This is a genomic window from Limosilactobacillus fermentum, from assembly GCF_013394085.1.
Classification (GTDB): domain Bacteria; phylum Bacillota; class Bacilli; order Lactobacillales; family Lactobacillaceae; genus Limosilactobacillus; species Limosilactobacillus fermentum.
In genome coordinates this window covers 1008227-1028309 of record NZ_CP040910.1, presented here as the reverse complement: position 1 = coordinate 1028309, position 20083 = coordinate 1008227, and the positions used below count along the sequence as shown (strand labels likewise).

The 20083-nt window shown below is 51.5% G+C and carries 22 protein-coding genes and 2 pseudogenes; 13 read left to right on the top strand and 11 right to left on the bottom strand.

Annotated features, from left to right (window positions below; all coding sequences use genetic code 11):
* The first annotated feature begins 14 nt into the window (after window positions 1-14).
* Entirely contained in the window at window positions 15-1193 is a 1179-nt protein-coding gene (locus FG166_RS05115) for a MalY/PatB family protein (RefSeq protein WP_035431013.1), read from the top strand.
* 27 nt (window positions 1194-1220) lie between these two features.
* On the opposite strand, the gene FG166_RS05110 is transcribed toward FG166_RS05115, so the two are convergent.
* On the bottom strand, window positions 1221-2147 hold the full coding sequence (locus FG166_RS05110) for a linear amide C-N hydrolase (RefSeq protein WP_003683043.1): 927 nt from the start codon (window positions 2145-2147) through the stop codon (window positions 1221-1223).
* Between the two features lies 1 nt (window position 2148).
* Complete coding sequence (gene xerS / locus FG166_RS05105; RefSeq protein ID WP_003683045.1) at window positions 2149-3228, bottom strand: tyrosine recombinase XerS; 1080 nt, start codon at window positions 3226-3228, stop codon at window positions 2149-2151.
* Window positions 3229-3349: 121 nt separating this feature from the next.
* Here xerS and FG166_RS05100 point away from each other — a divergent pair, with 121 nt between their 5' ends.
* The 5 genes and pseudogenes from FG166_RS05100 (at window position 3350) to FG166_RS05080 (ending at window position 7725) form a co-directional block, all read left to right on the top strand.
* Window positions 3350-3979 carry an AEC family transporter gene (locus tag FG166_RS05100; RefSeq protein ID WP_240839892.1) on the top strand — a complete coding sequence of 210 codons (630 nt, stop codon included), beginning with the start codon at window positions 3350-3352 and terminating at the stop codon, window positions 3977-3979.
* Window positions 3980-3988: 9 nt separating this feature from the next.
* Window positions 3989-5242 (top strand): annotated as a pseudogene (icd, locus tag FG166_RS05095) (NADP-dependent isocitrate dehydrogenase).
* Between the two features lie 186 nt (window positions 5243-5428).
* Window positions 5429-6259, top strand: coding sequence for a PfkB family carbohydrate kinase (locus FG166_RS05090; RefSeq protein ID WP_003683053.1), 831 nt, complete (start codon window positions 5429-5431; stop codon window positions 6257-6259).
* Window positions 6260-6274: 15 nt separating this feature from the next.
* Window positions 6275-6760, top strand: coding sequence for an ECF transporter S component (locus FG166_RS05085; protein ID WP_003683054.1), 486 nt, complete (start codon window positions 6275-6277; stop codon window positions 6758-6760).
* Between the two features lie 92 nt (window positions 6761-6852).
* The gene (locus tag FG166_RS05080) at window positions 6853-7725 is read left to right on the top strand and encodes an aldo/keto reductase (RefSeq protein ID WP_003683055.1); all 873 of its coding nucleotides are present in this window, start codon (window positions 6853-6855) and stop codon (window positions 7723-7725) included.
* Window positions 7726-7758: 33 nt separating this feature from the next.
* Here FG166_RS05080 and FG166_RS05075 read toward each other — a convergent pair whose 3' ends face one another.
* Window positions 7759-8685, bottom strand: coding sequence for a YdcF family protein (locus tag FG166_RS05075; protein WP_003683056.1), 927 nt, complete (start codon window positions 8683-8685; stop codon window positions 7759-7761).
* Between the two features lie 53 nt (window positions 8686-8738).
* Between FG166_RS05075 and FG166_RS09580 the strand changes: the two genes are divergently transcribed.
* The 4 genes and pseudogenes from FG166_RS09580 (at window position 8739) to FG166_RS05060 (ending at window position 10466) form a co-directional block, all read left to right on the top strand.
* Window positions 8739-8921: a DUF2316 family protein gene (locus tag FG166_RS09580; protein WP_003683057.1), complete on the top strand. Its 183-nt coding sequence runs from the start codon at window positions 8739-8741 to the stop codon at window positions 8919-8921.
* Window positions 8922-8938: 17 nt separating this feature from the next.
* Window positions 8939-9040, top strand: a pseudogene (locus FG166_RS09760) (hypothetical protein); the annotation flags it as partial.
* Window positions 9033-9557 carry a GNAT family N-acetyltransferase gene (locus FG166_RS05065; protein WP_003683058.1) on the top strand — a complete coding sequence of 175 codons (525 nt, stop codon included), beginning with the start codon at window positions 9033-9035 and terminating at the stop codon, window positions 9555-9557. The pseudogene FG166_RS09760 and the gene FG166_RS05065, both read left to right, overlap by 8 nt.
* A 54-nt stretch (window positions 9558-9611) precedes the next feature.
* Window positions 9612-10466 carry an alpha/beta hydrolase gene (locus FG166_RS05060; protein ID WP_024271963.1) on the top strand — a complete coding sequence of 285 codons (855 nt, stop codon included), beginning with the start codon at window positions 9612-9614 and terminating at the stop codon, window positions 10464-10466.
* Window positions 10467-10995: 529 nt separating this feature from the next.
* Here the strand turns inward: FG166_RS05060 and FG166_RS05055 are convergent.
* From FG166_RS05055 to FG166_RS05030, 7 genes are all read right to left on the bottom strand, one after another.
* Window positions 10996-11859 (bottom strand): phage minor capsid protein, encoded by an 864-nt coding sequence (locus FG166_RS05055; protein WP_260239078.1) that lies wholly within the window; start codon window positions 11857-11859, stop codon window positions 10996-10998.
* Window positions 11860-11900: 41 nt separating this feature from the next.
* The gene (locus FG166_RS05050; RefSeq protein ID WP_003683063.1) at window positions 11901-12110 is read right to left on the bottom strand and encodes a hypothetical protein; all 210 of its coding nucleotides are present in this window, start codon (window positions 12108-12110) and stop codon (window positions 11901-11903) included.
* A gap of 200 nt (window positions 12111-12310) precedes the next feature.
* Window positions 12311-12451, bottom strand: a complete 141-nt coding sequence (locus FG166_RS05045; RefSeq protein WP_003683065.1) for a hypothetical protein — start codon at window positions 12449-12451, stop codon at window positions 12311-12313.
* A 199-nt stretch (window positions 12452-12650) separates the two neighbouring features.
* Window positions 12651-13787, bottom strand: coding sequence for an aminotransferase (locus tag FG166_RS05040; RefSeq protein WP_003683067.1), 1137 nt, complete (start codon window positions 13785-13787; stop codon window positions 12651-12653).
* An 11-nt stretch (window positions 13788-13798) separates the two neighbouring features.
* Window positions 13799-14866 carry an ornithine cyclodeaminase family protein gene (locus FG166_RS05035; RefSeq protein WP_003683069.1) on the bottom strand — a complete coding sequence of 356 codons (1068 nt, stop codon included), beginning with the start codon at window positions 14864-14866 and terminating at the stop codon, window positions 13799-13801.
* 169 nt (window positions 14867-15035) lie between these two features.
* Window positions 15036-15284, bottom strand: coding sequence for a hypothetical protein (locus tag FG166_RS09570; RefSeq protein WP_003683070.1), 249 nt, complete (start codon window positions 15282-15284; stop codon window positions 15036-15038).
* Window positions 15285-15312: 28 nt separating this feature from the next.
* Entirely contained in the window at window positions 15313-16407 is a 1095-nt protein-coding gene (locus tag FG166_RS05030; RefSeq protein ID WP_258409084.1) for an MFS transporter, read from the bottom strand.
* A gap of 343 nt (window positions 16408-16750) precedes the next feature.
* Between FG166_RS05030 and FG166_RS05025 the strand changes: the two genes are divergently transcribed.
* Together FG166_RS05025 and FG166_RS05020 are read left to right on the top strand one after the other, a co-directional pair.
* On the top strand, window positions 16751-17308 hold the full coding sequence (locus tag FG166_RS05025) for a phosphoribosyltransferase family protein (RefSeq protein ID WP_021349906.1): 558 nt from the start codon (window positions 16751-16753) through the stop codon (window positions 17306-17308).
* A gap of 469 nt (window positions 17309-17777) precedes the next feature.
* Window positions 17778-18203, top strand: coding sequence for a Fic family protein (locus tag FG166_RS05020; protein ID WP_137876804.1), 426 nt, complete (start codon window positions 17778-17780; stop codon window positions 18201-18203).
* 95 nt (window positions 18204-18298) lie between these two features.
* Here FG166_RS05020 and FG166_RS05015 read toward each other — a convergent pair whose 3' ends face one another.
* Window positions 18299-18865 carry a sugar O-acetyltransferase gene (locus FG166_RS05015; protein ID WP_003683081.1) on the bottom strand — a complete coding sequence of 189 codons (567 nt, stop codon included), beginning with the start codon at window positions 18863-18865 and terminating at the stop codon, window positions 18299-18301.
* A gap of 113 nt (window positions 18866-18978) precedes the next feature.
* Here FG166_RS05015 and FG166_RS05010 point away from each other — a divergent pair, with 113 nt between their 5' ends.
* Window positions 18979-19620 (top strand): sugar O-acetyltransferase, encoded by a 642-nt coding sequence (locus FG166_RS05010; RefSeq protein ID WP_035431042.1) that lies wholly within the window; start codon window positions 18979-18981, stop codon window positions 19618-19620.
* Window positions 19621-20083 lie beyond the last annotated feature (463 nt).

Genomic DNA, 20083 nt, shown 5'->3' with positions numbered 1-20083 from the left:
AAGGAGAATGCCAGATGACCATTTACGACTTCACCACTAACTTAGACCGGCGCCACACTAATTCGATCAAGTGGCGCGTTAAAGACGGCGAGCTGCCCCTAACGATTGCCGACATGGATTTCCGGGTGGCACCGGAAATTGAGGCGGCGATGCAAGCCAAGGTTGCCCGCGGTAACTTTGGCTATGAATACACCCCGGACGAGTACTTTACCGCCGTCGCTTCCTGGTACCAACAGGAGCACGGGGTAGACGTCGCCCCAGCTTGGATGCAATACGTGAGCGGGGTCATCCCGGCGTTAACGGCTTGCTTGAATTACTTTACGGCCCCGGGCGACGGAATCGTCATGCTGGAGCCGATATACAATTCCTTTTTCGGGGCGATTGAAAAAACCGGGCGTAAGGTGGTCGCTAGCCAACAAGATTACGATAGGGAAAACCACGCCTACCAAATCAACTGGGCCGACCTAGAGGAAAAACTAGCCGACACCAAGACCCGCATGTTTATCATCTGCAACCCCCACAACCCAACTGGGATGGTTTGGTCGAAAATGGACCTGGAACGGATGATTCGCTTAGCCAACCAATACGGGGTGTTGGTCGTTGCTGATGAAATCCACGGTGACCTGGTTATTGAGGGGGAAGACTACACGCCAACCTTCTCTTTAGATCCAGTCATTTTGAGTAACGTAATTACCCTCGTATCAACCTCCAAGACCTTTAACCTCGCTTCCTTACAAGCGGCGACCGCCATTATCGCCAACCCCTTATTACGGGACCGGTTTGCCCAGGCAGCTAACCAACAGGAGATCGTGGGTCCCAACCTACTGGCCATCCCGGCTTCGATTGCCGCATACGAAAACGGTGGTGAGTGGGTCCACCAACTTAAAGCCCTCATTAAACACCACCGTCAACTCGTACAACAGGTTTTGGCAACTGACCTTCCCGAACTTAGCTTAGTACCGGGACGAGGGACGTACCTAGTTTGGTTAGACACCCAAGCCGTTGCGGAGGACTCCCGCACTCTCGTTGCCTTCTTGAGGGAACAAACCGGCTTGCTCCTGACGCCGGGAACTGAGTACCGGGGAAACGGAAAGGGCTTTGTCCGGGTTAACCTAGCTTACCCAACCACCGTCATTAAAGACGCCTTAGCCCGCTTAGTTCGTGGGGTTAAAGCTTACCAGGCCCAGAAATAAAAAAAGCGCCCCGCGGGGCGCTTTTTTTTAGGGTACTTGCGATAGGACCTGGGGCGTTGAATACTTAGCCATCAAGGCTGGCAAGGATTGTGTAATCGTCGTCATTTCAGGAACGGGAGTGAAAAAGTAGCGCAGGGAGTTGAGATCCGCCATTCCAAGGTAATGGGTGAAGTCATCGTGACCCGGCAGGTGCGCCATCTTCACCGCCCCCAAAACCTTCATTGACTGGGCAACGGCTTGGTGATCATCAACCGGAAGTTGGTGCGCTAACCGGATGCTCGTAGCAATGAACCGTGAACGCGGGGAGCGAGCTTGCGGCAGATCACCTTGGTAATCCTTTAACGCTTCCTCCACCGTTTTAAGCGGGGCGTCGGCACTCAAGCCCAGAAAGGAACGGAGCCGCCGCAGGTGATTGGCGTAGGTGGGTGAATTAGTCAAGACCCCTAACTCAACTCGCTGCAAGGACAGGGTGGGGCTAGTTGGTTCCAATAGGTAGGTCCCGCTGGCATCCTGGATGAACCAGTGGAAGGGGTGGATGATATCGTGGTCATACCACTGCCGGTTAGTAATTACTAACCGGGGTAGCAGGGCCGCCACCTCGCTAATGTTGGCGCAGTTGCCCAGTAGGTAACCAATCACGTCCTGGGGTGAGAGGTTAATTTTCCCCGGTTGGGCCCGGGCGGCGTAATCAACCTGGCCGGGAAAGTAAAGCTCGGCGACCGCTAGCCCCGCCTGGTTAAAACCGTCGCCAATTAAGTAATAATCATCCACTCGGCGCATCCCGCCTAAAATGGCGTACTTAGAGGGGTAGGCGGCTTGGGGGGCGAGGGGACGCCAAAGGTACCCCTTCGGCAAATAAGTGAGGTTCCAAGGGGTGTTTTTGACCGGAAAGTCCATCGTCCGCCCAAAGTAGCGGTGGTGCTCCGTTGACCAAAAGGAAACGGCCGTGCACATCCTAGTCACCCTCTTTACTTGGTGCGTCGCTGCCGACTTCATCCAGTGCTTGACGTTGCTTGGTTTGATCGACGTGGGTGTAGAGGTCGGTTGCCGAGGTGCCCTTTTGGCCAAGCTGTTGGGCAACTAAAACCTGGTCTTTAGTCACGTCGTACAGCTCCGAGGCGAGGGTATGGCGAAGCTTGTGCGGGGTCAAGGGATGACCAAAGGCCCGCGAGTACTTGCTGACTAACCGTTCAATCCCGTTGACCGAGATCCGCTTGGTCTGCCCGTGGTAGTGGGTTAAAAAGAAGGCCCGCTCCGTTTTCTCCGGTTGGTAGCGCTGACGGCGAATCGTGGCGTAAGCCTGAATGTAGGGCATCGTCCAGGGGGCAATTGGGACCGCATCCCGTTGGCCACCTTTCCGGGTCACTTCCAGGGTCTGCCCCTTTAAATCAAGGTCGTTGACGTCAACACCCGCCGTTTCCGAGACCCGGATCCCGGTGCCCAAGATCAGGGCTACCAAGGCGATGTCTCTTTCCTTATTCTTTTCAAAGGCGGTCCGGGCGCGCGGATCACACTTTTGTTCGTACTCCTGGTCTAAAAAGGTTAAAAAATCGTACTTGAGCTGGCCGGTGTACATCTTGGCCTCCAAGACGTGGGCGCGGTAATTCAGAGTCTTGGTGTCATTTAAGGAGTCGATCTTTAGCATCACGTTACGCTCAAAGTAGGGCTGGCCCCCATTGATGTCGGCGGTTACGGTCAGATATTTGAACAGCGAGCGCAGGGCGTTGATTGACCGGTTAATCGTGGTGGGCGAATTAAGTCGTTGCTGCGCATTTTTGGTGTGGGCCAAGTCGTCAATAAACTGCATGATGTCGTTGCGGCGTAGCTTTTCCAGTTCCGCCGTCGTCACGTGGGCGTTATCCGTGGCCTTGCTTAAGCCGGTTTTGCGTAGCCAGGTAAAAAACCGGCGCAGTTCGGTTAGGTACTGGTACGAAGTGGTGAGGGAATGGCGGGTGCCCAGCTGGTACTCGCTGACAAAATCTGGCAGTTGCTTTAGCTCCCGGTCGATTAAATTAAGGTATCGTTGCGTTTCCATGCTTAACTTCCTTACGAATTGATGTTCCCTTCATTATAGCATGGTCATTTACAACGGCCTTCGTTCGTATTCTGCTCGCCCCCGTCAGGTAAGCTTGCTTTATTAAGCAAATGACGCCCCCGTGGCCATCCTACGCGCAATGTCGATTGCCGACCCCTCGGTTCCCTTCGTTGGCTCGGCCGTATTACCGTTAATTTTCGGCGCTAATGACAGTGCTATCACGATCGGGATCTGTACCCTGACAATCAACGTGATCATGTTACCGATCGCATTTAGTACCTTTGGCGATAACGGCGATACAGTATCCGCCAGGTTGAAAAACACCTTTAAGAAACCGCTAGTAATTGCCGCCTTGCTGGGCTTTATCCTAGTTTTATGTGGTTCCCAAATGCCCACGCAATTTGACTCCATTTTCACCCTGCTAGGGAAGGGCGCAGGTGGGTTAGCCATTTTCACCACCGGGATCGTATTAAAGACCCGCCAGATCACTTTCAACAAAACGATTTGTTCTACTATTTTATTGAAGAACCTCGCCTTCCCGCTAGTTGTTTGGGGATGCATGGCCCTTTTCAATAGTCCGACGCCCCTGACCCGGTTGGTGGTCGTAGCCTTGGCCATCCCCACGGCCACGATGCCCTCCACGCTGGCAATTCGCTTTAATGTCCACGAAGCCGAGTTAGCTTCGACCCAGTTTTGGAGCACGGCCCTCTCCTTCATTACCTTGACCGCCTTTGTTTTAGCACTTAGTTAGGAGGAAAACATGGGAGAAATAATTAAACTTGAAAACGGTCAACTCCGGGTTCCAGATTACCCCACCATTCCCTTTATCAAGGGGGATGGTATCGGGCCGGAAATCTGGGCAGCAGCCCAACCGGTCTTTGACGCTGCCGTTAAAAAGGTCTATGGGGGAACGCGACGAATTACTTGGCAGCCGGTCTTAGCGGGTCAAGCCGCCTTTGAACAAACCGGGAACTGGCTACCGGACGCGACCCTTGCCGCCCTCAAACGCTACCTGGTCGCCATCAAGGGGCCACTGACCACCCCAGTAGGCGGAGGTCACCGTTCAATTAACGTCACCCTACGTCAGGAACTTGATTTATACGCTTGCGTTCGCCCGGTTCGCTATTATCCCGGCTCCCCCTCGCCAGTCCGTTATCCCGAACGGGTTAAGATGACCCTGTTTCGCGAAAACACCGAAGACATTTACGCAGGAATCGAGATGGGGGTGGGGACAGAGGCGGCCAAGGGACTAACGGCACTGCTAAAAGAACAGCGGTAACTGGCCAAGGTTCGCTTCCCGGCGACGTCTGCCTACAGCATCAAGCCGGTCTCAAAGGAGGGGACTACCCGCTTAGTCCGGGCCGCTATTGAATACGCCTTGAGAAATAATGAACTCACCCTGACCCTGGTCCACAAGGGTAACATCATGAAGCAAACCGAGGGGGCCTTTAAAAACTGGGGCTATCAAGTAGCAGAAGAGTACGGTGACCGACTTTTTACAATGGCACAATACCAGGCCCTTGCTAAAACTAGTCAACATCAGGCTGACCAGGCCCTTCAAGGCGCCCGTGCCCAAAAGAAGCTGATCGTCAACGACGTCATTTGCGATAACTTCTTGCAACAAAGCCTCCTCCACCCGGAAAACTTTGCCGTCATTGCCACGTTGAACCTAAACGGTGACTACCTTTCCGACGCCTTAGCCGCCCAAGTGGGGGGGATAGGAATTGCGCCGGGTGCTAATATTAACTACCAAACCGGCCAAGCGTTGTTTGAAGCCACCCACGGGACGGCACCCCAATTCGCTGGTCAAAACAAGATGAATCCGACCTCCCTGCTTCTGTCCGGGGCGATGATGTTTGATTACCTCGGGTGGGAAGCAGTTGGTGGTTTGATTCGCCAGGGGATCGCCCAGGCCATCGCATCGCAACACGTGACGGCCGACCTAGCAACCTCAACGGCTGCCAACGTCCTCTCGACCAGTTCGTTCGGAAATTACCTCGTCAGCCACCTATAAGCGACCAAAAGGAGCCCCAACACCATCAAAAAGTGGTTAACGGGGCCTTTTTATTTCCCGAAAAGCCCTTTCTTTTTTTGCATTAGACTTTTTTAATGATCGAGTTTTGCATTAGACTTTTTTAATGATCGAGGCGTGCTATAATCAACGTACAAACGAGATGTGTTCAAAAAGGGAGCGAGTACAATGAAAACACTGATGATTGCTGAAGACCTGACCGCCTTGGGGCAAATTTCTCTAGCCAATGCCCTCGGTGTGGTACAAGCCCAATCCGTAAGACCAGCAATGTTGCCCACCGCCCTTCTTTCAACCCAGTCGGAAGGTTTTGGCACCCCAGTAGCCCTGTCAACTGAGGAATGGCTGGAAAATGCCCTTGCCCAGTGGCTTGACATGGGGGAGGAGTTTGCCGGCATCCTGATTGGCTACGTTGGTCAAACCGCCTTAATTGATAAGCTTTCGGTCATCATTGACCACTTTTCCTTGCCGGTCACGGTTATTGACCCGGTCATGGGAGACCGGGGGAGCCTTTACCCCGGTCTGGATGAAGATTACGTAGTGGCGGTGCGCCAGCTTTGCCAAAAGGCGACCGTCATCACACCAAACTGGACCGAGTTATGCCTCTTAGCCGGTTATGACCCCACCAGTGAGTGCACTCAGGAGCTATTAGATACCATGGTGGAGCAGCTGCGCCAAGAGGGGATCTCCGCTCGGGTGATCGTAACCGGTATCTTAGGGCAGGGGACTTCATCAACTGCCTACCAGGCGGAAAAGGACGATCAGTTTAACTGGTTGATGGCGCCCCGGATCCCAGGCCACTTTTACGGCACCGGCGACCTGTTTAGCGCCATTTTAGCCAGCCAACTGGTCAAGGACGTCCCGTTTGAGCGGGCGATTCAAGTTGCCCACGAAGGCCTGCGCCTAGCGATCGTTCAAACGGCCCCGTTTGACGAGGGCCAACGCCGCTACGGCTTGCAACTTAGTCACTTACTGGCCTACTTGACCAGTTTTGAAGCATAGAAGGGATTGATTGGGATGAATCATCAACGCACACAAAAGCAAGTTTTAACGGCCCTCTTGGTGGCGGTAGCCGTCGTCATGGGACGCTTCTTTTTAATTCCGATTCCATGGACCCACGGCAACGTTAACCTATGTGACCTAGGGATTATGATTGCCGCCCTGATGATTGGGCCGCTAGCCGGTGGGGTGGTCGGTGGCTTGAGCGGGATGATTCTAGACCTGATCTCTGGTTACGTTGCTTACGCGCCCTTTTCTTTAATCGCCCACGGGCTGGAAGGCTGGGTTATCGGCAACCTTTACCAGCGAACCCATAACCGCTACCTCGCCCTAAGCGTTGGGGTAGTTGTAATGGTGATTGGTTACTTCGTAGCCGACACAGTTCTCTACACGATCACCGCCGGGGTACTCGGGATCGGGACTAACATCTTGCAAGGGGTGGTGGGCGCTGTCGTTGCCTTAGTACTGATCCCCGCCTTAAACCGGGCCGTGCGCTTGAATTAAGTCAAAAACTCACGGGAGGTCATTTATGGCCTCCTTTTTGTTTCCGCTTTCAATTGGCGTATAATAAAGGTACTTTAACGGGAGGGGATATTATGACAATTCCAACAGTGACATTAAATAACGGACTGAAGATGCCCCAGCTAGGGATGGGGGTTTGGAAGACCTCCAATCGAGATTCCAAGCAAGCCGTTACCATGGCAATTAAAGATGGCTACACCCTAATTGATACGGCTAAGCAATACGGCAACGAAGCCGGCGTCGGCGAGGGGATTCAGGAAGGCTTAAAGGCGACCGGCAAGTCCAGAGAAGACCTCTTCATTACCACCAAGGTCTTTAACGGTGACCAGGGTCACCAACCAACTTTAGACGCGATTGAAGGGCAATTAGACGCCTTGCAAACCGATTACGTCGACCTACTTTTGATGCACTGGCCAGTTAACGGGCTATACAACGCAACTTGGTGGGCGATGGAAGAAATTTACGCCGCCGGCAAGGCGAAGGCGATCGGTGTCTGCAACTTCAACGTTGAACGGCTCAGTGACCTTTTGGATAACGGGAGCGTCGTTCCGGCGGTCAACCAGATTGAATTTAACCCCCGGATCCACCAGGATGACGTTCGCGACCTATGCCGCCAACACAACATCCAAGTGGAAGCCTGGTCACCACTAGGTGGGGGCGCTGCGCTGTCAAACCCAACTATCCAAACGATTGCCGACGCCCATCAAAAGACGGTAGCCCAGGTCATTTTACGTTGGGAACTCCAGCAGGGGCTCGTGGTTATTCCCAAGTCAGTTCACGAAGAACGAATCATTGCTAACCAACGGGTCTTTGACTTCACCTTAACCGACACTGAAATGGCCACCATTTTCAGTCTCAACACCGAAGAACACGCCATTTGGTACGACAAATTCAAGTGGTCGGGGAATCCAAACGGGGTTGACGACTACATCGATGACCGTGATTAATTTAAAAATTGGGGTCCACTGGACACCCGGTTTTTAGATTAGACAAAGTATAATCACCAACACTAACCCTAAGGGGATGAGGTACCGGTGAATGATCGTGTAGGCCCCCAACTCGCGGATGAAGGCGTTGCAAGTAAAGGTGAAGTGGGGGGTGTGGACGGCCAGGCCCTGACAATTCACCCCCTGGCGGCGAGCGTAGAGCAGGGAGCGTAGGAGGTGGTAATCACTGGTTACCAAGACCACCCGGTCACCTGAGTTAATGAAGCGCTTGGCCTCGCTCAAATTGGTTGCTGTATTGGTAGAGTTGGTTTCCAAGCGGATGGCAGACTTGGGAACCCCCTTTTGGCGGGCAAACCGGTGCATCGCGACCGCCTCGGGTTCGGGTTCGTCGTCCCCCTGACCACCGGACATAATCAGTTCAGCCTTGGGGAAGCGTTGGTAAAGCGCCAAGCCGCCTAGCAAGCGGCGCCGTAAAACCGGACCCACGCCCCCTTTGATGAGACCGGCGCCCAAAATTAGTATCTTGGTTGGTTTAATTGTTAATGGCAGGGCGTTGATCACCGTTGCCAAAAGGTAAGCGTCAATCAGGACCGCCACGTAGCCGTAGATGGCCAACATCAATTTAACGGTCAAAACTGAGCGCCATAGTAGCCATAAAACTGGGAACAGCGGGGCGAACACCATTACCAAAAAACCACCCACCAAAAAGAAGTAGCCCTTAGCAGACGTACCGTAACGGCTCAGTAGCCAGTAGCCATCGTGGGTCAACACCTCACCTAAAATGCCGAGCGGGAGAATGATGACAAACAGGGTACTAGCCAGCCAAACGGGGGTCAGCCCAGTGAGCCAGGTTAGTAACCCTAAGAAGGGCAAGAGGCCACTTAAAAGGGTGCGGCGATCGTGGGCAATCACCACTATCCCCAGGATGATTAATCCAGCCCCGATTAATAACGTCACCATTCATCCGACCTCCTTTGTTATAATATCAGTATAACTGAAAAGGTGGCGTTGCGATGTTAACAAGGGCCGAAATTAAGGCGACTAAAGAGGAGCTACAGGCCAATTACCGACGCTTAAACCAACCAGAAGCAACCGTACTCGCCGACCTAGAGATGAACGCTGAGCGACTGGACGCGGTGTTAAACATGGAGAGCACCCAGACCCTAGCGACGTTTGGGAGGTCCGTGATTACTTAGAAGACAAATTAAAGGAGCAGGGGATTGAAATGGTTCCCTTCTCACGGTTAGGGGACCACAGTGCCAACCACTGGTTCCCTTACCAAACGCCATGGCGCAAGGAGGAATTATATGATTAATTACCGCCGTTTAACTAAAACAGACTTGCCGCAAGTAATCGCTTTTTATAAGGATGCTTGTGACCACCAACAGTTCGATCAATACAGTCCGGATTGGACCTGGGGCGTTTACCCAAGTGAACAGTCGCTAGAAGAAAGCCTCAACGACTTGTTCATCGGCGCCTTTGATGACGATGGTACGCTACTGGGGGCCGGGATCCTGACGAAGGGCGAAGACCCAGATTACCCGAGCGAGGCCTGGAAGATCCCAGCCACGGACGACCAAATTGCTATCCTACACTTACTGGCGGTTGGCCCCGCCGCTCGTGGCAAGGGGGTCGCTAGTGGTCTCCTAGCACAACTCAAGCAGGTTGCTAAAGAGGCGGGTGCCATCGTCATTCACCTAGACGTAATTGACGGTAACCCACCGGCGGATGCCTTATACCAAAAGAACGGCTACCAACTCGCCAAACGGGTCGTCATCGACTACGAAGACGTTGGTCGTCAAGAAGCCAACTTATACGAACTGAAGCTATAACTTTAAAACGCCTCCCGAATGCGCTATCATGAGAGCATTGGAGGTGTTTTTCTTTTGAAGAAAGTGATTAACGTTGCTGTTGAACGGGATGGGCTTTGGCTCGATTCCGACATTGTGTATGCCCAGGTACCCGGCTGGCTGGGCAACGCCACCCGCAACTTACGGCTGTCGGTAATACGCCATTTTGCCACCGGGGATGACACCAAGTTCCCAGTGATCTTTTGGTTTGCCGGTGGGGGATGGATGGATACCGACCACAACATCCACTTGCCAAACTTAGTTGACTTTGCCCGGGCGGGGTATTTGGTTGTGGGCGTGGAGTACCGCGATTCTAACAAGGTCAACTTCCCGGGTCAACTCGAGGATGCCAAGGCGGCGATCCGTTACATGCGCGCTAATGCCGCGAAGTTCCAGGCCGATCCCGATCGCTTTGTCGTGATGGGTGAATCGGCCGGCGGTCACTTGGCCTCCATGTTGGGGTTGACCAACGGGATGACGGAATTTGACGTCGGCGACCACTTAGACGTCTCCAGTGACGTTCAAGTGGCAGTCCCTTGGTACGGCGTGGTTGACCCGTTAACTGCTAAACAAGGCAGCGCCACAGACGCCTTTGACTTCGTTTACCGTAACTTACTGGGGGCCGAGCCAGAGGACGCCCCGGAACTGGATGCCAAGGCCAATCCATTGACCTACGTTTCAAAAAAGAGCGTGCCATTCTTAATCCTGCACGGCCAACAGGACCAGGTCGTCCCGGTTAAAGACTCCGAGGTCCTGTACGAAGCCCTTAACCAAGCGGGCGTTGATGCGGATCTCTATGAATTAGAAACTGCCGGCCACATGGACGTCCAGTTCATGCAACCAGCCGTCTTCAAGCTCATTTTGGAGTTCCTCAAGAAGCATTTAAATTAAGCCATCCGAGCCGTCCAAACACTGGACGGTTTTTTCATATATTTATAAAAGTGGCACTAATTAACCGTCCGGCGCCCAGTCTTGGTTCGTTCCAAGGTTTTGATGGTTGGCATCCTGGTTAAACTTCTTCAACCAACGGGGAAGTATCCAACCGTTGCCAACAGCGAAGGCGAGCGGGGCGTTGCAAAGTTAAACCAAGGTGTGAAAAAAAACAACGAAATTAAAATTACGAAATCCATTGATACTAAAGGGTTTCTTTTAATGTGTGTCATTAAAACTATAATTTTAATGACAGGTTAATTTAAGCCAAAACACTACCCCATTTAAAAAGCCCGTTGCCAGTTTTAGCAACGAGCTCGCTTTCCTCCACCCCGCCACTACCAGTTGGGTGTATTCGTTTTGGTACGATACTACCTCTTCCCCCTGATTCACACTATAATGATTAGGTCAAGATCGTTGGCGACGCTCCGTATTTGAGAGGAGTGATGCCAATGAAAGGATGGAAAGATAGGCATGGACCTTCTCTACACTAGAGAAAGGACCCGTAATGTTGAACGGTCTTTGAAATCAGCTCCGATTCGTTCACCTTGATTATCGGTATCTTTGTGACGATCTTCTCCCTAGAATAATCCCTTACCAGAATCGGATTCTTCTTGCCGGCGTTGGTCTCTTTGATGAAGTCCCGTAGTTTCGCCTGGCGGGCTCGTAGGAGCGTTTTAGCCTGGCTCACCATCTGATCATCACCGAGTTGTTCCGCAACTCTCAGGCGCTTTTTAGCGTCCCTGATGGCCCGTTCTCGTGCCCGTTGCTGTTGGACCAGCTTGCCGTTTTTGATCGCTTCATCGGGATCATACTGTGGTTGATGGTTCTCACTGACGCCTGGCTCGTACGGGAACAGAATGTGCCGGCAGTTAATCCCTTGTGTTCCAGACGGTTCGCCATATCCGTGATTGAAGATTGAATCGTAGTGTGGGTCAAAGTCCGGATCACTCGGCGAAACTAAGTTAACCACGTGGCCCTGAATTGGTGCACACGCTGGCCGGCTGTTGGGATGTGACGACATCAAGGCTAAGTGCATGTCGAAGTCTTTCATCCGTTGCAGGCGAACCTCGTTAAATGCCCGGTTGACGGTCGTGTTGACCACCATCCGTGTGTAACCTTCAATGCTCCAGTTGCGCCCCGCCTTATCGATCAACGTGGTCGGCAGTCCTTTATCAACCACCCGGTACATGGCTGCCTGGACGGCGTCCTCGTGGGTCATCAAACCGGTGACAGTAGCGGTGGTCGACTCCGTTAAGATCTGCCGGTAGGCTTTGGTCACGGCTGACTGACCATTATTACGGCTCACCAGCGACTCATTAACGTTGTTTTTGAGGTCGGTCCAGGTTTGCAAGGACCATTTAAGTAGTAAAAAAAGACTAGCCAATATAATGACTAGTCCCTCATTTCTGTAATCCGATCATCAATCAAACTTCGGAGCTCCTGAAGTTCTTCAAGCGATGCGTCTTTTTTGATAAAGCTTTTAGCACGTGATTTCTTTTGGTAGCGATAGCCCTTATCACGGTTGGCAGCATTCCAACGATCACGACTCTTTTTAGCGTGGTCTTCTCGTTGCTTATCAGATAACGTCTTAGGTCTTGGCATTATGAACGCCGCCCTTTTCTCTTAGCAAGAATGGACTTAACCTTGCGAACGATTAACCATACGATACCAACGTCCAATGCAAACAAAGCAATTAAAATAATCCATCTCATCGTTTGCCACCTGTTCCCTTTCGTGATAAAGTAACTGTAGCAAAAGGCTAGGTGGTGCAACACCCAGCCTTTAACTCATAAGCTACTTACTTATTGCCCCTTGTGATCGCCCGGTCGCTTGTGGGCTTTTTCTTTTAGGTCGTACAACTTATCAATCGTTGATACCACCGCAAGAACGCCGCCGCTCATCAGGCTAAACAAGGTTGCTACATGCAACAATGCTTCATACATTTTGACCACTTCCCTTTGTCCACAATCGCTTGTGTTATTCGTGGAGTTGTCGCCGTGTAAGCTAGCATTAAGTAGCTTATGTTATAAGAGTACTCTCTTGTTTTACTTTGTCAACGTAATTAATTACAATTTTTGGTAAACCGTCTAGGCACTTACAACGGAGTGACTAGGCGGTTTTCATAATTAGAGGAGTGCATCCTTACCTTGCTTCCTGTTCTAATTTAGCAAGGAACTTCCCCAATTGATTCATCCCATCGCGCAGGTGGGTGGTTTCAAAGGCGTAGCCGATCCGCAGCGAATTCTCAATGTCAAAGCAGCTCCCCGGTACCAGTAGGGTTTCGTACTCTTTCATTAGGCGGTCACAAAAGATGGTGCTTGGTAGGTCAAAGTCATAGTACAAAAGCGCCGTGGTCCCCGCCTTAGGCTTTAACCAGGTGATGTGTGGTTGTTGGTGAACCCATTCCTCTAAGACCTTTAAGTTCTCCCGGACAATCCCCCGGTTCCGCTCCAGGAGCACTGCTTGGTTTTTCAGGGCTAGGGTACCGACCATTTCGTCTAACTGGCCACAAGAAATCGTTTCGTAGTCGCGGTAGGACAGGCAGGCCTTCATCACCGCTTGGTCGTGGGTCGCTAACCAACCTAAGCGAATCCCGGCGAGGGAAAAGACCTTGGAAAACGATGAGGTCGAAATCCCCTTATCGTAGAGGTCGATAATTGACGGTGAGTACCCGTCTTCTTGGGTCAGGTGCCGGTAGACTTCATCACACAATACATAAGCGTCAACGCTCTTGGCGATGTCCACAATCGTCTGGAGCCCTGCTTGGCTCATCAGGGCGCCGGTGGGGTTATCCGGGTTATTCAAGACGATTAGTTTAGTCTTGTCACTCACTAACCCCCGCAATTGTTCAGCATCCGGGAGGTAGCCGTTTTCCCTCTTTAACGGTAGTAACTTAACCGTCGCCCCGATTGCTTCGGGGATGGACTGGAGTTGCTGGTAAGTCGGCGTCACGGCGATTACCTCATCCCCGGGTTCCACCAAGGCGTTTAAGACCAAGTTGTTCGCTCCAATCGCCCCGTGTTCGGTCACGATCTCGTCCGGCGTCAAATTCTGGTAGAGCCGGGTAATTGTTTCCTTTAGCTCGACCGCCCCTTCAATGGCGCCATAAGTCAGGTGCCGATCAACCAGCTGCTTAGCAAAGTCATTAACGTCCACACCCACCAGTTCACACAATTCACGGATGCTTAACGAGGAAACGCAGGTTTCGCCCAGGTTATACTTGGCCTTCGTTTCGTATTCGTTCATCCATTGTTCCACGCCAAAGTCTTTAATCTTCATGGTACTCCTCCTTATAGGTCTACTTGAGTGCCGACGCCCTGTTCTTTGGCCCGCACGAAGGCTAAATTAGCGGCGGCTAAGTCTTGCAAGGCAATTCCGGTGCTGTCAAAGATGGTGATGGCATTCGCATCGTGACGCCCTAGGGTCGGATCCAGCAGGGAGTTGCCGATTTCAACTACTTGCTCTGGTTTGATAACGCCTGCCTTAATTGGATTTTGGATTTCGCCAACCTCGCTTGCCTGGGGTACGTCATCAGTATAGGCCTGGGCCCCTTGAAATAGTTTTGCGTCGAGTTCTTGCTTGCCTTCCATATCCGCGCCGATTGCGTTGAGGTGGGTCCCCGGTTGCACCCAGTCGGCTTGAATCAGCGGCTTAGTCGACGGGGTGGCGGTGACGATTACCCGGGAGCGTTGTACGGCCGCTGGTAAGTCAGTGACCCCAGTAAATTCAACTTCGCTTAGCCGGTGGTCAATTAGGCCTGCAACCACTGAATTGGTCGCCGAATTGGTCGCCCTAATAGTTTGGCTAAACAATTTCTCTAAAGTCATTGGCATTTGGGCTGCGGCCGCCTGGGCCTTCTTTGCGTCGCGTGGATTAGCCAGGAGCACTTGCGTCACCTTGGGTAAAACGCACAGCTGCGCCATGATTTGGTAGGGGGCTTGGCTCCCCGTGCCAACCACTAACAAGGTCGTGGCATCCGGGTTAGCCAAGAGGCGGCTAGCGACGGCCCCCGCCGCCCCGGTCCGAAAACCAGTCAAGGCGGTGGCGTTTAAAACGGCGACTGGCTCCCCGGTATCACTACTGTAAAGGTTGACTAGGCCGTTTAATTCTGGCAGACCCCGCTTGGCATTCTCGCCGAACCAAGCGAGGAGTTTGCTGCCAAAAACGTGCTTAGAAGCTAACACCCCGGAACGGATGTCCATGTCCGCTTCACCTCCGAGTTGCTCATAAACCATTGGCCAAAGCGTTGCGGGATGGTTCACCTTTTCCTTATACGCATCCGCCACGGCGTCAATCACGGCTGGCATGTCCAAGAGGTGGCTAATCTGGCTTGCGCTTAACATCGTTACTTGGGTCATGTTAAATCCTCCTTTTATGAAAAAAGGCACCCATGATCAGCCTTAGACGGAATCCGTCATACCTACGGCTAATCATAGGTGCCTAGCTTTTCCCAACCGGTGTCGGAAAAAGTGGTTTTAATTTGATGGGTTAAGCATAACTAATTTTGTAACCGGTGTCAACCGTGCTTTAATCAATCGTGCTGTCCGAGTAGCGACTACTAGTTACCCGGGAGCCGCTTGGTTCGTTAATGGTGCTGCGGTTGTGCTTGGCAAAGCGCAAGGAAGTTTCTGGTGCCCATTGGTAACAGATAATCCCCCCGATTAACAAGACCGTCCCGCAGATGATGAAGATCGCTTGGCTGCCCCAGGCGTTGCTGATGATTGGCAACATGAAGGTCCCGGCCACGGCCCCAATCCGACTAATGGCAATGCACATTCCAACCCCGGAGGTCCGGATGCTGGCGTCAAAGAGTTCGTTTGGGTAAGCGTAGTCCTATTACCAAGGCGGCCGAAATCGTCAAGGAAAAGAGGCTAAACAAGATTAGCGTTAAGGCTAACGGGGCCTGGTGCCAAATACTGAGCACCAGCAGGAAGGCCGCCGAGGCTAAGAAGGTCCCAATCAAGAAATAACGGCGCGGCAGGTGGTTACTCAAGACGATCCCCACGAGGACCCCGGCGATCATCAAGGCGTAGTAAAGCAACTGGGTGACCAAGGGGTTAGTCACGTTCATATTTTCCATCAGGATGGGCAAGAAGATGCTGATCCCAAAGAACGGGAGGGTCTGGCAAGCGTAAAAGAGCCCGCCGACCAAGGTCCGGCGCCGGTATTTTTTGCTAAACAGCATCCGCCAGGCGCCATTTTTTACTTCGACTTGCGGGGCCGGATGGACCGTGTAATCTTCGCCGACGTAACGGTGCACCAGGTTAATTGCTTCGATAATCCGCCCCTTAGAGGCCAACCAGCGTGGTGACTCGGGTTGACGAACCACGAGGCGCTGTAGCCCGGCCAAAGTGCTGACGATTGCCGACGAGGCTAAGATCACTTGCCAAGTCCGGTCGCCAAACCCGGTGGTAAAGGTCCCGACTAGGTAGGCGGCAAAGTAACCAATCGCCCAGTATGCTAACAGGTAGGTTTGGTAACGAAAGTAACGTTTGGCGGGCACCCACTCCATCAATAGGGCGGTGCCGACCGTGTATTCAACGGCAATTGCCATCCCAAGGGCGATTCGAATCACTAACAGGGCGGCTAAGTTAGTGGTGAATAGTTGTAGCACTGATAGAAGCGTTAGGGCGAGCATATCGGCCATGAAAAACTTCCGGCGCCCATAGCGGTCGGCAAGGCGCCCCACCAAGAGGCTACCAAACAGCCCGATTAACGACCCGGCCCCCAAGAGCCCTAACCAAGTACTGGATAGGGTCATGGAGCTGGGCACCCGGTCGAGGGCGACCCCGACGATCCCTAAGGTATAGCTACTAACAATTTGTCCTAAGACAACACCAATGAAAACATTCCAACTCATTTTCTCCATTGGGGCGTTGCGGTAGTCTGCTGACTTCAAGAGCATCCCCTCCTTCGAAAATTATGATTAATTTTGAAGTCATTATCCGGATTTCGGTAACTTCCTCGCTGATGGTTAACCAGTTTTTCATCCAGGAAAAACGGGAAAATCACGCAATCGATTAATATTAATTTACCGTATTTTTAGTTTATTTTAAAACATTTCGCTCTTTTTTGGCTCTTTTCAATCGCTTTCATTAAGTTTTTATTAAGACTAGTTAATCGTGGCGGGACGAACCTTATTATAATTAATAACCTTCTCCCACCCCCTTCTCCCTATCAATTAACGAACAACAATGGTAAGATGTTGGTTGAAAGTTAAGATTATCAAAAAGGTGAGAAAAATGTTAAATTACCCCCTCCAAATTGGCAAATTGCAGCGCCAATTACCCTTAATTGACCTCAATTCTGAGCTCAAAATTGCCTCCTTTGTCATCCTGGGTGACGCCGAATTGACCCACGAAGCTGCCCGCTTGTTAGCCCCCCTCTTGCCCACCGATTTTGACGCGCTCGTGACAATGGAGAGCAAGGGAATCCCCCTGGCCCATGAACTAGCCCTTTTAACCAAGCATCCCCGCTACTTCGTGATCCGCAAGGGCGTTAAGGCTTACATGCACAACCCCTACGTGACCACCGTTCAAGCCATCACCACTAGTGAACCGCAGCAATTGGTCTTAGACGGGGCGGATGCGCATGCTTTAAAGGGGCAACGGGTAATCCTAGTCGATGACGTGATTTCAACCGGTGGTTCTTTAAAAGCCGGCGCTCAGCTGTTAAAGGAGTGCGGGGCAACCGTTATTACTCAGGCTGCCATCCTTACCGAAGGAGACGCCGTCAACCGGACAGACATCACCTACTTAAAGCCCCTTCCCCTCTTTAATAAAAAGGGTGAAGCACTTTAACCAGGCAGATAACTAACTGCGACGACCGTTGATGATATAATTTAAAGCAACGGCTTCGTATTACTATTTTTTTGGGAGCGTGCCCCATGAAGATTGACATCAATAAATTTTCCTTTTTCATTGCGTCAACTGGTTCGCTAAATAATTACGGTAGTACCTTAACTAGTACTAAATCTGCATTATCAACGAAGGATCTTTCGTATTTAAAGGACAGGCCAAGATTTATTTAAGGATATCCAAAACGGCGTTAATGCAATTATCAGCACTGGTTTTACCGTCCAAGGAATCATTGCAATCAATCAACAGTTCACCAATAGTCCCATCGAAGCCCCCACGCTTCCTGGCCATTTGCGGAATTACATGTATAACGAAGAGGACAATGTCCACATGATTGCGGAACGTTCCTACTCTCCTAATAGGCGACTCCTACACCCTGCCCGAAATTGTTACTGAGGGGATTCTCCAAGAAATGATCGACCGTTTCGACACCTCTGAATACACCACCAAAGATGGTTGGCGAGTTTTCGCCGATTTAGCTAAAATGCAACCATTCCAGGATGGTAACAAGAGGACCGCCTTAATTGCGGCTAACGAGGCGATGGGAGCGTTTGAAACACAGGACTTCTTAGTTTTACCGCTCCAGCCAGAGAGCAATACTAAGTTTATTGGGTTACTAATGCGTTATTATTTAACAGATGATGCTACGCAACAAGACCGGCTCCTTGACGAGATGGTTAGCCTAACCCCCGGTACCGTTGAGCAAGAGCAGGTCTGGCAAGCAGAACGCGACCGACTCGAAAGTATCAAGAAGCTCTCGACCAGGCGTGTTAAACCTTTCTGGGGTGGCAACCAAGAATTCCGCCAACGCTATTTGAAAAACTTGCCGGATGATTAAGATCTTTAACCGCACTAAAAAGCCCCTCCCCGATGAAGTTCGGAGAGAGGCTTTATTCGATTAGCTAGGCATTCAAACTGAGTTCGTTTAAGGTGTTAGCCTTTTTTCTGAATCCCGCGGATGACCCGGCAGGGGTTGCCGGCCGCAATTACGTTAGCGGGGATGTCCTTGGTGACGACACTGCCGGCGCCGATAATCGAGTTCTCGCCGATCGTCACCCCGGGCAAGACGCTATCGCTTATGTGGATGGGCTTGGCGTACACTTGGTGGTTCGCCCGTTCCACCGGGTCTTCGGCGTGGTTGGCACAGTACAGCCCGACCTTGGGGCCGATGTAAACGTGGTCTCCGATCGTGACCTCGTTGCAATCTAAAATCACCATGTTGTGGTTAATGTAAATATTGCTCCCCAGCGAAATGTTCAGGCCTAATTCGCACATGAAGTTGGGTTCGATATAATTTTCCTCCCCCATCTTGTTGAAGAGGCCCTTCAGGATCGAATAATCGTACTTGTTTTGGGAGTTGACCAAGAAATTGTAACGGCGGCACTCTTTAATTGCGTGGTTACGGGCGGCTTCCACCAGGGGATCGACGTCATCGTAAGCTTGGCCCATGTTGGTAATGGCTTGTACCCGTTTGGCATCAATCTTGACTTCTTCACTCATAATTCACCCTCCAAATTTAATTTCTTTTGCTCATTATACCAACCCGTGAAGGCGCTTGCATAGTTTCGTTACCATCCAGTATAATGAACAAAATTAACCGAAAGGATTTTGTTATGAAAGCCCAAGATCTTCAACACGGTGGGGACCTCTACTTGCCAAGCGATCCGGATATCGCTAAGGCCCAATTGGCCGCTCAAGAACTCCAGTACGACTTCAACCAAACCCGCCCGTCCGAAGGGAAAAAACGCCAGGAGCTCTTGCAAAAGATGTTTGCCGAAATTGGTGAACACACCTACATCGAGCCACCCCTGCACGCCAACTTCGGGGCTAAATTTGCCCACTTTGGCGACTACATTTACGCTAATTACAACCTGACGATGGTCGACGATACCGCCGTTTACGTTGGCGACCGGACCATGTTTGGCCCCAACGTCATTTTAGCCACCGGAACCCACCCGGTGGCTCCAGAACTGCGGGCCAAGGAAATGCAATACAACCTGCCGATCCACATCGGAACCAACTGTCGGATCGGCGCCGGTTCAATTGTCCTACCGGGCGTCACGATTGGTGATAACACCGTCGTTGGAGCTGGCTCGGTGGTGACCAAGGACCTATCGGTTAACGTGGTCGCGTATGGCTTGCCGGCCAAGGTCATCCGCGAGATTAACGAACACGACCGTCAGTATATTACCACCAGGGCCGAAAGATTGCTCCGTCATACTTTGATTAGCTTCACCAACGAACCCTGTAACTAGGGCTCGTTTTTTGGTGGTTGTTATTTATGACGTTAAGTTATAGTAAATAATGTCTAATTAACGGGCCCAAATAACCAGAACCCCTTACGGAAGCTGATCACCCAGCTAGATTAAAAATAAATTAACAAAAGATGAGAAAAAAGTGTTGACATCGTGAGAGCCCGGCTTTAAGATGGGTACCAATCAGTTGAACGAAACAACACGATGAGAGAAACAGTAAGCATGACTGGTGCGCTAAGAGAAGCCCGGTAACGGTGAAACGGGAAGGCGCCTGACTGCTGAAGATCATTCTTGAGCGGGCTCCCCGATTGGTAAGGGAGCAAGGTGGCACCCGTTATCGTGCAGCGTATGAGCGATCGTACGTTTGAGGCTTGATTTTTCAAGCGAACTTAGGTGGTACCACGGTGCAAGTCGTCCTATTAGCAATGCTAGTAGGGCGTTTTTTTGTTCAACCAAACTAACG